At 72.3% G+C, this 12,891-nt stretch carries 10 protein-coding genes; 9 read left to right on the plus strand and 1 reads right to left on the minus strand.

Annotation, left to right across the window (positions count from 1 at the left end):
- Positions 1 to 82: 82 nt before the first annotated feature.
- The 9 genes from CV755_RS28495 (at position 83) to moeZ (ending at position 11,236) form a co-directional block, all read left to right on the plus strand.
- Positions 83 to 1,798: an ABC transporter substrate-binding protein gene (locus CV755_RS28495; RefSeq protein ID WP_109283121.1), complete on the plus strand. Its 1,716-nt coding sequence runs from the start codon at positions 83 to 85 to the stop codon at positions 1,796 to 1,798.
- A complete protein-coding gene (locus CV755_RS28500) occupies positions 1,795 to 2,784 on the plus strand; it encodes an ABC transporter permease (protein ID WP_241561425.1) in 990 nt (329 codons plus the stop codon). The genes CV755_RS28495 and CV755_RS28500 overlap by 4 nt, the downstream gene beginning before the upstream one ends.
- On the plus strand, positions 2,781 to 3,770 hold the full coding sequence (locus tag CV755_RS28505; protein ID WP_109283122.1) for an ABC transporter permease: 990 nt from the start codon (positions 2,781 to 2,783) through the stop codon (positions 3,768 to 3,770). The genes CV755_RS28500 and CV755_RS28505 overlap by 4 nt, the downstream gene beginning before the upstream one ends.
- Positions 3,767 to 5,440, plus strand: a complete 1,674-nt coding sequence (locus CV755_RS28510) for an ABC transporter ATP-binding protein (RefSeq protein WP_109283123.1) — start codon at positions 3,767 to 3,769, stop codon at positions 5,438 to 5,440. The genes CV755_RS28505 and CV755_RS28510 overlap by 4 nt, the downstream gene beginning before the upstream one ends.
- 219 nt (positions 5,441 to 5,659) lie before the next feature.
- Entirely contained in the window at positions 5,660 to 7,192 is a 1,533-nt protein-coding gene (locus tag CV755_RS28515; protein ID WP_109283124.1) for a DUF3492 domain-containing protein, read from the plus strand.
- Positions 7,189 to 8,223 carry a hypothetical protein gene (locus CV755_RS28520; protein ID WP_109283125.1) on the plus strand — a complete coding sequence of 345 codons (1,035 nt, stop codon included), beginning with the start codon at positions 7,189 to 7,191 and terminating at the stop codon, positions 8,221 to 8,223. The genes CV755_RS28515 and CV755_RS28520 overlap by 4 nt, the downstream gene beginning before the upstream one ends.
- A gap of 95 nt (positions 8,224 to 8,318) precedes the next feature.
- Positions 8,319 to 9,233 (plus strand): NAD-dependent epimerase/dehydratase family protein, encoded by a 915-nt coding sequence (locus CV755_RS28525; protein WP_109283126.1) that lies wholly within the window; start codon positions 8,319 to 8,321, stop codon positions 9,231 to 9,233.
- Positions 9,221 to 9,976, plus strand: coding sequence for a spherulation-specific family 4 protein (locus tag CV755_RS28530; protein ID WP_241561426.1), 756 nt, complete (start codon positions 9,221 to 9,223; stop codon positions 9,974 to 9,976). Before CV755_RS28525 ends, CV755_RS28530 begins: the two co-directional genes overlap by 13 nt.
- Positions 9,977 to 10,057: 81 nt before the next feature.
- On the plus strand, positions 10,058 to 11,236 hold the full coding sequence (gene moeZ / locus CV755_RS28535; RefSeq protein ID WP_109283127.1) for an adenylyltransferase/sulfurtransferase MoeZ: 1,179 nt from the start codon (positions 10,058 to 10,060) through the stop codon (positions 11,234 to 11,236).
- A gap of 138 nt (positions 11,237 to 11,374) precedes the next feature.
- Here the strand turns inward: moeZ and CV755_RS28540 are convergent, their stop codons facing one another.
- Positions 11,375 to 12,880 carry an alpha/beta hydrolase gene (locus tag CV755_RS28540; protein WP_109283128.1) on the minus strand — a complete coding sequence of 502 codons (1,506 nt, stop codon included), beginning with the start codon at positions 12,878 to 12,880 and terminating at the stop codon, positions 11,375 to 11,377.
- Positions 12,881 to 12,891: the final 11 nt, after the last annotated feature.

Below are 12,891 nucleotides of genomic sequence, written 5' to 3' on the forward strand. Positions count from 1 at the left end.
AGGCGTATGGCCCAGTGACGCCCTGATTTCCAACCGCCTTCCCGGGTGTGCGCATCTCCCACGCGTCCCTGAAAGGCCCACCATGCCCCGTCACCGTCACACCCACCGCATCGCCATCGCCGCCTCCCTCGTCGCCCTGATCACCGGCGCCGTCGCCTGCGGCCCCAAGGGGCAAGGCGACACCAAGAACGGCGCCGCCGGTGCGCCCAGGAGCGGTGGCACGCTCACGGTGCTCAACAGACAGCCGCAGAAGGAGTTCGATCCCGCCCGGCTCTATACCTCCGGCGGCGGCAATATCCCCGGCCTGGTCTTCCGTACCCTCACCACCCGCCACCGCGCGGCCGGCGCCGAGGGCACCAAGGTCGTACCGGACCTGGCCACCGACACCGGAAAGGCCAGTGAGGACGCCAAGGTCTGGACGTACACCCTCAAGGACGGGCTGAAGTACGAGGACGGGACGCCCATCACCAGCGCCGACATCAAGTACGGCATTGAGCGGTCGTTCGCCCCCGAACTCTCGGGCGGTGCGCCCTACTTGCGTGACTGGCTGGTCGGCGGGGACACCTACCAGGGGCCGTACAAGGAGAAGAAGGGGCTCGACTCCATCGAGACCCCGGACGCCAGGACCATCGTCTTCCATCTGCGCAAGTCCGAGGGCGACTTCCCCTACCTGGCCACCTCCACCCAGTTCGCACCGGTGCCCAAGGCCAAGGACACCGGGGTCAAGTACGCCGAACACCCGGTGTCCTCCGGCCCCTACAAGGTGGTCCGGAACGAGGGCGACGGCCGGCACCTGGTGCTGGAGCGGAATGACCAGTGGTCGCAGGACAGCGACAAGGAGCGGCACGCCTACCCGGACAAGGTGGATGTGCAGTCGGGGCTGTCCACCGAGGTGATCAACCAGCGGCTGTCCACCGGTTCGGGCGCGGACGCCGCCGCCGTGACCACCGACACCAACCTCGGCCCGGCCGAACTCGCCCAGATCGGCGGCAACAAGGAGCTGGCGGCCCGGGTGGGCACGGGGCACTTCGGTTACACCAACTACCTGGCGTTCAACCCCAAGAGCAAGCCCTTTGACGATCCCAAGGTGCGCCAGGCGGTGGCCTGTGCGATCAACCGCACCAGTGTGGTCAACGCGGCCGGCGGTTCCTCGCTGGCCGAGCCCGCCACCACCTTCCTGCCCAACCAGGCGACCTTCGGCTATACGCCCTACGACCCGTTCCCGGCCGGTGCCACCGGCAACCCGGACAAGGCCAGGGAGCTGCTGAAGGAGGCCGGGCACCCGGACGGGCTGGAGATCACTCTGACGCATTCCACCGCGCAGGACTTCGAGACCAGCCCGGATATTGCCAGCGCCGTGCAGGCATCGCTGGAAAAGGCCGGTTTTAAGGTGAAGTTGGCGGGGCTGGAGAGCAACGCCTACGACGAGAAGGTGCACAGCGTCCAGAACCAGCCCGATCTCTTCCTGGCGCACTGGGGTGCCGACTGGCCGTCCGGCGGTCCGTTCCTGGCGCCCATCTTCGACGGGCGGCAGATCGTCAAGGACGGCGCCAACTTCAACACCGCGCAGCTGGACGACTCCGGCGTCAATGACGAGATCGACGCCATCAACAAGATCACTGACCATGAGGCGGCGGCCAAGCGGTGGGGCGCGCTGGACCAGAAGATCGGCGAACAGGCCCTGGTGGTCCCGCTGTTCCACCCGGTCTACAAGCGTCTGGTGGGCAAGGACGTCAAGAATGTCGTGATCAGCGACTGGACCGGTGTTCTCGATGTGTCGCAGGTCGCGGTCAAGTGACGCAGGAGATTCAGCAGGAGATCCAAGAGAACGACATCAGCGGCGCCCGGCAGGTGCTGCGGCGGCTGCGGGCCCGTAAGTCCGCCCTGGCGGCCGCCATCGTGCTGGGCCTGCTGGTGCTCTTCGCACTGGCGGCGCCGCTGCTGGCCGCATGGGAGGGGCAGGATCCCACCACCTACCACGACGGCCTGGTCAACTCGGCGGCCGGCGGAGTGCCGTTGGGGTCCTTCGGCGGGGTCAGCGCCGAGCACTGGCTGGGCGTGGAACCGGGCACCGGCCGCGATGTCTTTGTCCGGCTCTGCTACGGCGCCCGGGTCTCCCTGGTCGTCGCGCTCGGCGCGACCGTGGTGCAGGTGGTGGTGGGGGTCGCCCTGGGCATCACCGCCGCGCTGGGCAACAGGCTCGCCGACAGTGTCATCGGGCATCTCACCGATGTGCTGGTGGCGCTGCCGTTCCTGGCCTTCGCCGTGGCGCTGACCGCGGTGGTCCCGGCCGATTTCCCGCGTCCGGTGCTGCTGGTGCTGGTCATTGGACTGCTCAATGGTGTCGGCGGGCTGGCCCGGCTGGTACGTGCCCAGACGCTGAGCCTGAAGAAGCTGGACTATGTCTCGGCGGCCCGGCTGGCCGGCGGCTCCTCCTGGCGGATCGCCCGCCGGGAGCTGCTCCCCGCACTGGCCGCGCCCGTGATCACCTATGCCGCCGTGCTGCTGCCCAGCAATATCGTGATGGAGGCGGGCATGTCCTTCCTCGGCGTCGGGGTCAAGCCGCCGACCCCCTCCTGGGGGCAGATGCTTTCCACCGCCACCACCTGGTTCCGCGCCGACCCCATGTATGTGGTGCTGCCGGCACTGCTGTTGTTCGTCACCACCCTCGTCTTCACGGTGCTGGGGGACGCGCTGCGCACCGCGCTGGACCCGCGGGAGGCCTCCCGGCTGCGGGTCGGGCGCGCCGGCCGGGCCGGGCGCCGTAAGGAGAGCGCCATATGACCGGGTATCTGCTGCGCCGGATCGCCGGCGGGCTGGCGGTGCTGCTGGTGCTGTCGGTGATCATCTATGCGGTGTTCTATGTCGCCCCCGGCGACCCCGCCCGGCTGGCCTGCGGGCCGCGCTGCAACCCCGAACAGATCCGCCAGGTAAGGGAGCAACTGGGGCTCAACCAGCCGGTGTATACGCAGTACTGGCACTTCCTCCAGGGCATTGTGGCCGGGCATGACTACTCCACCGGTACCGGGACCATGCACTGCCAGGCGCCCTGCCTGGGGCTGTCGTACCAGAACGACCAGCCGGTCACCGGCCTGATCATCCAGCGGCTGCCGGCCACCGCCTCGCTGGCGGTGGGCGCCATGGTGCTCTGGCTGCTGCTGGGCGTGGGCACCGGAGTGCTCTCCGCGCTCCGCCGGGGCGGCATCACCGAGCGGGTGCTGACCTGGCTGACCCTGGCGGGCACCGCCACCCCGGTATTCATCACCGGGCTCGGTCTGCTGATGCTGTTCTGCGCCTATCTGCAGTGGCTGCCCTTCCCGTCCTATGTCCCGCTGACCGACGATCCCGAGCAGTGGGCCTGGAACATGCTGCTGCCCTGGCTGGCGCTGGCACTGCTGGAGGCGGCCAAGTACGCCCGGCTGACCCGCAGTTCCATGCTGGAGACGCTGGCCGAGGACCATATCCGCACCTTCCGCGCCTATGGCCTGGCCGAGCGGTCGATCGTTGGCGGGCATGCGCTGCGCGGTGCGCTGGCACCGGTGATCGCGCTGTCCGCGGCCGACTTCGGGTCGATCTTCGGCAATGCCATGCTCACCGAGACCATGTTCGGCCTGCCCGGGCTGGGCCAGCTGATGGTGACCTCGACCAAGACCATCGACCTGCCGGTGGTGGTGGGCGTGGTGCTGGTCACCGGCACGGCCGTGGTGGTCGCCAACATCCTGGCGGACGTTCTCTACGCCGTCGCCGACCGAAGGGTGGCCCTGCGATGAGCGCTGCGACGAGCGCCGAGACGAGCGGCGGGACGGGCGCCGAGAAGAGCCGGTCACTGGTGTCCGTATCCGGTCTCACCGTGGACTTCCCGGTGGGCGGGAACGTCGTACGGGCCGTGGACGGCCTGAGTTTCGAGCTGGCCGAGGGCGGTGCGCTGGGGATCGTCGGCGAGTCCGGCTCCGGCAAGAGCACCGCCGCCTACGCCCTGCTGGGGCTGCACCGGGGCACCGGGGCGCGGGTCACCGGCTCGGTGCGGGTGGCCGGGCATGACATCAATGCCCTGGACGAGGCCCAACTGCGAGGCGTGCGCGGCGGGGTGGCGGCCATGGTCTTCCAGGACCCGCTCTCCTCGCTGGACCCCTATCAGGCCATCGGCGACCAGATCGCCGAGGTCTACCGCGTCCATCGGCGCGACGCCTCCCGGCGCGCGGCGCGCGCACGCGCCGTGGAGGTGCTCGACCGGGTGGGCATTCCCGATGCCGCGCGCCGGGCGCGCTCCCGCCCCCATGAGTTCAGCGGCGGCCAGCGCCAGCGTGCCCTGATCGCCATGGCGCTGGCCTGCGAACCCAGGCTGCTGGTGGCCGACGAGCCCACCACGGCGCTGGATGTCACCGTGCAGGCCCAGATCCTGGATCTGCTGCGGGAGCTGCGCCGGGAGACCGGCACCGGGCTGATTCTGGTCACCCATGACCTGGGCGTGGCGGCCGGCAACGTGGACCGGCTGCTGGTGATGAAGGGCGGGAAGGCGGTGGAGCACGGGCCGGTGCGTACGGTGCTGGACGCGCCGCGCGAGCCCTATACCCGCGACCTGCTGGCCGCGGTGCCGCGCATCGAGGTGCGGCGGCCGGCGCGGGCGGCGTCCGGGGACGAGCCGCTGCTCGAAGTCACCGGGCTCAGGCGGGAGTTCGGGCGGGGCAGAAACGCCCTGACTGCCGTGGACGGGGTGTCGCTGACCGTACGGCCCGGCGAGACCGTCGGCCTGGTGGGGGAGTCCGGCAGCGGCAAGACCACCCTGGGCCGGATGCTGGTCCGGCTGCTGGAGCCCACGGGTGGGGAGCTGCGCTACCGGGGGCATGACCTCGGCGGCCTCAGGGAGCGCGAACTGCGGCCGTTCCGCGGTGAGTTGCAGATGGTCTTCCAGGATCCGGTGGCCTCGCTCAACCCCCGGCGCAGCATTGGTGAGTCCATCGCCGACCCGCTGCGGGCGGCGGGGCGGCTGACCGAGGCGGAGATCACCTCCCGGGTGCGGGAGCTGCTGGAGCGGGTGGGGCTGGATCCGCACGCCTATCACCGCTATCCGCATGAGTTCAGCGGCGGGCAGCGGCAGCGGGTGGGTATCGCGCGGGCGCTGGCTCCGCGGCCCAGGCTGATTGTCTGTGATGAGCCGGTGTCCGCCCTGGATGTCACCACCCAGGCGCAAGTTGTGGGGCTGCTGGGGGAGTTGCAGCGTGAGCTGGATCTGGCGCTGGTCTTTGTCGCCCACGATCTGGCCGTGGTGCGGCAGGTCAGTGACCGGCTGGTGGTGATGAAGGGCGGCCGGATCGTGGAGGAGGGGCCCGCCGACACGGTCTATGAGCGGCCGCAACACCCGTACACCCAGGGGCTGCTCGCCGCCGTGCCCCGGCTGGCCCCGTCCGGGGCCGCCGCCCTGGCCGGTCCCGGGGAGTGACCCCCGGAGCCCGGCCGGAAAAGCGGCCCGGCGGGGGCGCCCGGCGCCACCCGGCGAGGAAGGCCGCTTAACGCCCCGGATCAAGGGAAAGTCACGCCCGTTCACCCCTTCCGGTGGCGCGACGGACAACCGTCCGCCGCGCCACCGGGAAGCGCCCCTAGCGTGCTTCCGGCTGCCGTACGTCGTCGGTGTCGGAGGAGATTCGGGGGTGTTGCGCTCGTGCGTGTGGGACTGCTGACCGAGGGTGGTTACCCGTATGCGGCAGGTGAGGGCGGGGAGTGGTGCGACCGGCTGGTGCGCGGACTGCCCCGTCATGAGTTCGAGATCTACGCGCTGAGCCGTACCGCCCGCCAGGAGGACAGCGGCTGGTACGCGCTGCCGGGCAATGTCCGCCGGGTGCGGGCGGCCCCGCTGTGGGGCGGGCCCGGGCCGGGCTGTACCGGGCGGGCCCAGGGCAGCTATGGCCGGCGCGAACGGCAGCGGTTCGCCGAGCACTTCGGCTGCCTGGCCGCCGCGCTGACGGCACCGGAGCCGGAGGCGTACCGTTTCGCCGAGGGGCTCTACGGGCTGGCCGCGCTGGCCCGGGAAGAGGGCGGGCTGGCCGCCGGGCTCCGCTCCGAAGACGCCCTGCGCGTCCTGGAGTCGGCCTGCCATGAGCCGGGCGCGCACCCCGCCGCCCGGGATGCCAGGGTGGCCGATCTGCTGGTGGTCTCCGGGCTGCTGGAGCGTGCCCTGCGGCCGCTGTCCCAGGACTGGTACGGGGCGGCCGACGGCGATCTGGGGCTGGCCCGGGTGGATCTGTGCCATGCCGCCTCGGCCGGTCCGGCCGCCCTGGCGGGACTGCTGGCCAAACGCTTCTTCGGAACCCCGCTGCTGGTCACCGAGTACCGGGTCCATCTGCGCGACTACTACCTGGCCGCGCCGCCCGGCCCCTCGCCCGCGGTACGGGCCCTGCTCGCCGCCTTCCACCGGGCGCTGACCGCCGAGGTCTATGCCCAGGCCGCCCTGATCACCCCAGGAGACGCCCAGGTCAGACGCTGGCAGGAGCGGTGCGGCGCGGACCGGGGCCGGCTGCGCACCGTACCGCCCGGCATGGACGCCGGGCTCTATGAGGCGGTGGGCGAGGGGGCGGCCGGGGAGCTGGACGACGGGCTGACGCTGCTGGCCGTGGGCGGCCCCGCCGAGCCCTGTCTCTGGGAGGCCTTCGCCGCTCTGCGCGAAGCCGAACCGGGGCTGCGGCTGCATCTGGCCGGCCCGGCGGAGGACCCGCCGCGGCTTGCGGGGGTCACCCGGGCCGCGGTCTGCGGGCCGGAGGACTACGCGGCGGGCAGTGTGGTGATCCTGGCCGGGGCCCCGGACGGCTTCCCGGTGCCGCTGGCCGAGGCCATGTTCTGCGGCCGTGCGGTGGTGGCGCCGGACGCCGCGGTGGTACGCGAAGTGGTGGGCGGTACCGGGCTGTTGGTGTCGCCGCGCGACCCGGCCGCGCTCGCCGGCGCCTGTCTGTCCCTGCTGCGCGACCCGGAGCGCCGGGCCCGGCTGGGCGCCGCTGCCCGGGCCCGCGCCCTGGAGCTGTTCACCGTGGAGCAGAACATCGCCGCCTTTGGCGCGCTCTATCTGGAGATCCTCTCCAGATCCCCGGTCCGGCACGACAGCCCGGACCGGTCCGTCCCCTTCGCCGAGGCCGCCCGCCCCCGGGCCACGCTGTCCTGGTCGCCCCGGGCCGCCGCCCCCACCTGGGCAGGCCGCCGGTGAGCCCCTCGGTAACCGCCCGGCCGGACCAGGCCGCCCGCGAGGCCACCGGCATAGCCACCGACCCCGTCCGGACCCTGCTCCACCGCCACCACACGCTGTGCTCGGCTGCCGTCGATCCGCTGGAGATCGCCGCCGCCCTGGAGGCGGACGGCATCACCGACCGGGTGGCCGCCGAGTACCGGCACCGCGATGTGTTCTCCCTGGCCGAGGAGCTGCACGCGCGGGCCGCGGGGGACCAACCGGAGGATGTGGCAAGGCCGTTGGGGGCGGTCACGGCGCCGTCCACGGGCTGTGCGGTACGGCCCGGACGCAGCGGCTGGGGCGCCCGGGGCACCCTGGCCTGGCTCTGGCTGGTGGGCTATGGGCTGGTCGGCGACCGGCTGCTGTGGGCCCTGCTGCACCGGGGGCACCGCCTTGGCCTGCACGCCCTGGGCGGGGCCGCCGCGCCCACCGCCCTGGCGCTGGCCTGTGTGGTGGCCCCCGCCGCCTGGTGCGCCCACTGGTTCACCGCCACCGCCCGTAGGGCGCTGGCCGGCAGCCGGTCGCTGGCCGAGGTCCGGGCCCGGCTGCGGCCGGTGCTGCTGGTGGCGGTCACCGTGTTCACCGGGCTGCTGCTGGGCTTCCTGTGGTCCGCCCGCTCCGCGCTGCCCCCCGGTCGCACGGCCGCGCCGGTCACCGCCTATGGGGCGGTGGCGGCCCTGGGCGCGCTGCTCTTCCTGGCCCGGCTGCTGGCCGGGCACGGGCTGGTCCGTACCGCGGTCACCGCCACCGCCGCCGCCGCCCTGGCCGAGGCGCTGGCGCTGGCGGTGCTGCTGGCCGCCCGGCTGCCCGGCTGCGGGGCGCTGGCCTGGCCGCTGGACGCCCTCACCCGGGCCCTGGGCCCGGCCGCGCTGCCGCTGGCGGCCTGCGCCGTACCGGCCCTGGCCCTGGTGGTCCACGCCTTCCCCGCGCTGACCCGGGCCTCCGCCCACTGGCGCGGGGACCCCGCATCCGCATCCGGCACCGGTGCCGATGTCCCTTCCGGCGCCTGAAGTGCACCGCAACTGCCTTAAGGAGCACAAGAGATGACCGTCCATCCGGTAAGTGGCTGCCCGAGCGGCACCGGGCGAGAGCGAGGGCGTCAGCGATGAGGGTCCTGTTGCTCGGCGCCAATGGCTATCTCGGCCGCTTTGTGGCCGACCGGCTGCTCGCCGACCCCGCCGTCCAGCTCACCGCCCTGGGCCGGGGCGATGACGCGGACGTCCGTTTCGACCTGGCCACCGGCAGTCCCGGGGCGCTGACCCGGTTCCTCAACGCCGTCCACCCCGGGGTGGTGATCAACTGCGCGGGCGCCACCCGGGGCGGGGCCCGCGACCTGGCCCGGCACAACACGGTGGCGGTGGCCACCGTCTGTGAGGCGATGCGGCGCAGCGGCTGCGGGGCCCGGCTGGTGCAGATCGGCTGTTCCTCGGAGTACGGGCCCTCCCAGCCCGGCTCCTCCACCGCCGAGGACGCCATCCCGCGCCCCGGCGGCCCGTACGGGGTGAGCAAGCTGGCCGCCACCGAGCTGGTGCTGGGCAGTGGGCTGGACGCCATTGTGCTGCGGGTGTTCTCCCCGGTCGGGCCGGGCACCCCGGCGGGCTCCCCGCTGGGGCGGCTGGCCGAGGCGATGCGGCGGGCCATGCAGAACGGGGACAGCGAGCTCAAGCTCACCGGCCTGGGTGTGCAGCGGGACTTCGTGGATGTCCGGGATGTGGCCCGGGCGGTGCACGCGGCCTCGCTGTCCGCCGCCCAGGGCGCGGTCAATATCGGCACCGGCCGGGCGGTGCGGCTGCGGGAGGCGGCCTCCCTGCTGGCCCGGGTGGCCGGCTTCGGCGGCGCGCTGCACGAACTGGACGATCCCCATCTGGGCTCGGCCCCCGCCTACCCCTATCCGGATGGCTGCGGCGCCTGGCAGCAGGCGGATGTCCGTACCGCCCGGGACCGGCTGGGCTGGCGGCCGCGGATCAATCTGGAGGAGTCGCTGGCCGACATCTGGATGGAGGCCGCGTGCCGTATCTGACCTCCGGCCGGGGCCGGCCGGCGGCCAGGGCCCACCGGCTCCCGCTGCGGCTGGCGGCCCCCGGCTTCGGCCATCCGCTGCTGGCCCCGGCCGAGTGGTCCCGGCTGGCCAGGCCCGGACTGCCGCTGGACTGGGCGGTGGTGGGCGGGAGTCCGGCCGGTCCCGGCAGCCGGCCGGACGCCTACTGGTCGGCGGTGGTGCTGCCGCTGCGGGCGGCGGGGGTACGGGTGCTGGGCCGCCTGGACTTCGCCTTCGGCGCCCGGCCCTTCGGGGAACTGCTCTCCGACGCCCAGCGGTATCTCAACTGGTACCGGGTGGACGGCTTCGCGGTGGCCCGCTGCCCGATGGACGCCGAGGCGCTGGCGGAGGTCCGGCGGCTGACCGGGGCGCTGCGCACCCTGCTGGTCAACGCCCATCTGGTACTGGTGCACGGCCGCTATCCGGTGCCCGGATACGCCGCGCTGGCCGACCAGTTGGTGACCTTCACCGGGCCCTGGTCCCGCTACCGCCACTCCCGGGAGCCGCAGTGGGCCGCCGAGCATCCGCCGGGGCGGTTCTGCCATCTGGTGCACTCGCTGCCGGGCGACCGGCTGGCGGAGGCCCTGGCCCTGGCCCGCGCCCAGCGGGCGGGCACCGTCTACCTCACCGACCGCACCGACGCGGCCGGGGTGAGCCCCTGGGAACCGGTGCCCGGCTACTGGGACGAGCTCGTCTCGCGACTCGGACCTGGTGTCTCGGAATGAGACGGGGCGTGGCAGTGTTACGCGGAAGAAAGCCGCGTCTATGTTCCCCGCATCCGCGGGAGTGACCCTCCTGGAGTGCCCGTGTCGCTGCCACCGCTGGTCGAGCCGGCTGCCGAGCTCACCGTTGACGAGGTCCGTCGGTATTCCCGCCACCTGATCATCCCGGACGTCGGGATGGACGGGCAGAAGCGCCTGAAGAACGCGAAGGTGCTGTGCGTGGGTGCCGGCGGCCTCGGCTCGCCCGCTCTGATGTATCTGGCCGCGGCCGGTGTCGGCACCCTGGGCATCGTCGAGTTCGACGAGGTGGACGAGTCCAATCTGCAGCGCCAGATCATCCACTCGCAGTCGGACATCGGCCGTTCCAAGGCGGAGTCCGCGCGGGACTCGGTGCTGGGCATCAACCCCCATGTGAACGTCGTTCTCCACCAGGAGCGCCTGGAGGCGGAGAACGTGATGGAGATCTTCGCCCAGTACGACCTGATCGTGGACGGCACCGACAACTTCGCCACCAGGTATCTGGTCAATGACGCGTGTGTGCTGCTGAACAAGCCCTATGTGTGGGGCTCCATCTACCGCTTCGACGGCCAGGCCTCGGTGTTCTGGAGCGAGCACGGCCCCTGCTACCGGTGCCTCTACCCGGAGCCCCCGCCGCCGGGCATGGTGCCCTCCTGCGCCGAGGGCGGGGTGCTGGGTGTGCTCTGTGCCTCGATCGGTTCCATCCAGGTCAATGAGGCCATCAAGCTGCTGGCGGGCATTGGCGAGCCGCTGGTCGGGCGGCTGATGATCTATGACGCCCTGGAGATGACCTACCGCCAGGTCAAGGTGCGCAAGGACCCGGACTGCGCGGTGTGCGGCACCAACCCGACGGTCACCGAGCTGATCGACTACGAGGCGTTCTGCGGGGTGGTGAGCGAGGAGGCGCAGCAGGCGGCGGCGGGTTCCACGATCACTCCCAAGCAGCTGAAGGAGTGGATCGACGAGGGCGAGCCCATTGACATCATCGATGTCCGGGAGCCGAACGAGTTCGAGATCGTGTCAATCCCGGGGGCTCGGCTGGTGCCGAAGAACGAGTTCCTGATGGGGGACGCGCTGCGGGATCTGCCGCAGGACAAGAGGATTGTCCTGCACTGCAAGACGGGGGTGCGATCGGCGGAGGTGCTGGCGGTGCTGAAGTCGGCGGGGTTTGCGGACGCGGTGCATGTGGGTGGGGGAGTTATCGGGTGGGTCAACCAGATTGAGCCGGACAAGCCGGTGTATTGATCGCGCGCGGTTGTGGGCAGTCGTTCCGCAGGGCAACCGCCCACCGGGCGGCACCCGGCGACGATACGGCGTCTGCCGGCGGCCGTTGCCGGTCGGGTGCCGGCCCGCTTGGGCTGGTCGCGCAGTTCCCCGCGCCCCTTACGGGGCGCAGGTGGTGCCCGGCCTGGGTGGGGTGCCGTTCAACAGGTAACTGTTGACCAGAGCCGTCATGCACGGGTTGCCCGAGTTGTACGCACCGTGGCCCTCACCTCGGTAGGTGACCAGGACGCCTACGTCCTTGCCGAGTTGGCGGGCCATCCGGCCCGCGCCCTCATAAGGGGTTGCCGGGTCACCGGTGTTGCCGATGACCAGGATGGGGGCCGCACCCGGCGCGCTCACCTGGGGCGTGCGCCACTTGCCCGGGACCGGCCAGCCGGTGCAGTCCAGGAGGGACCAGGCGGCGGACTCGCCGAAGACCGCCGACGCCGCCCGGAACGCGGGCAGTTGGGCGCGTACCTGGCCGGCGGAGTAGCGCTGCTGGGCATCGACGCAGCTGATGGCCCGGTTCGCGGCCTGCAGATTGCTGTAGTGGCCGTCCGGCTCCCGGCCGGCCAGGGAATCGGAGAGCGAGAGCAGGACGCTGCCGGTGCCCTTGCTCATCGCCTCCCGCAGGCCCAGGCTCAGATAGCGCCAGGTGTCCTTGGAGTACAGCGCGGCCGCGATGCCGTTGACCGCCTCGTCCCGGGTGAGGACGCGGCCCTGCTGCTCGGTGGGCAGCGGGTCCTGGTGCAGCCGGTCCAGCAGGGCGGTGATCTCCGTTTGGCGGGGGCACTGGCCGGGACAGTCCTTGAGGTAGTCGTCCAGGGCGAGCTGGAAGCCCTTGGTCTGGCCCAGGGTGCCCTGGAGCGGGTCCTGGGTGGGGTCCACCACCGCGTCCAGCACCGCCCGGCCGACCCGCCGGGGAAACAAGTGGGCGTAGACGCCGCCGAGTTCGGTGCCGTATGAGATGCCGAAGTAGTGCAGCTTGTCGTCGCCCAGCGCCTGGCGCAGCCGGTCCATGTCGCGGGCCGCGCTGGTGGTGTCCACCTGGCCCAGCAGCCGCCCGGAGTTATGGGCGCAGGCCGCCGCATAGGCGGCGTTCTGCTGCTGGGTGCGGTGCAACTCGGTGTCGTTCTCCGGGGTGTTGTCGGTCTGGGCCGCCTCGTCCAGCGCCTTGTCGTCCAGGCACCGTACGCCCGCGCTCTCCCCGACCCCGCGTGGGTCAAAGCTGACCAGGTCATAGCGGGCGCGCAGGGCGCGGTAGCCGGGGGCGAACTGGGGCAGGGCGGCCACTCCGGAGCCGCCGGGGCCGCCGAAGTTGAAGATCAGGGAGCCGATGCGGTGGGCCCGGTCGGTGGCCTTGGCGCGGATCAGGGCGATGCCGATGGTGTCGCCATGCGGCTTGGTGTAGTCCAGCGGGGCGCGCAGGGTGCCGCACTCCCAGTCCGCGCCGGGCGCCCGGCCGCCGCCCTGGGCGGCGGTGGGGGCGCCACAGGGCTTCCAGCCGATGGCCGGTGGCCGGTCGTCGTCGGTGCGGTCGGGGCTCGCCGGGGTGCTGCCGCCGCAGCCGGCGGCGGTCAGGATGAGGGTGAGGGCGAGCGCGGACAGGCTGCGGGTGGGGCGCATGTCCCGACCCT

Origin of the sequence: Streptomyces orinoci (assembly GCF_003121295.1) — a bacterium.
In the GTDB taxonomy this organism is placed as follows: domain Bacteria; phylum Actinomycetota; class Actinomycetes; order Streptomycetales; family Streptomycetaceae; genus Streptomyces; species Streptomyces orinoci.

What these genes read in the sequence shown, in the direction of transcription:
- CV755_RS28505 (WP_109283122.1), top strand. Translation starts at nt 2,781, where the DNA reads ATGACCGGGTATCTGCTGCGCCGGATCGCCGGCGGGCTGGCGGTGCTG.
- CV755_RS28525 (WP_109283126.1), top strand. Translation starts at nt 8,319, where the DNA reads ATGAGGGTCCTGTTGCTCGGCGCCAATGGCTATCTCGGCCGCTTTGTG.
- CV755_RS28510 (WP_109283123.1), top strand. Translation starts at nt 3,767, where the DNA reads ATGAGCGCTGCGACGAGCGCCGAGACGAGCGGCGGGACGGGCGCCGAG.
- CV755_RS28540 (WP_109283128.1), bottom strand. Translation starts at nt 12,880, where the DNA reads ATGCGCCCCACCCGCAGCCTGTCCGCGCTCGCCCTCACCCTCATCCTG.
- CV755_RS28495 (WP_109283121.1), top strand. Translation starts at nt 83, where the DNA reads ATGCCCCGTCACCGTCACACCCACCGCATCGCCATCGCCGCCTCCCTC.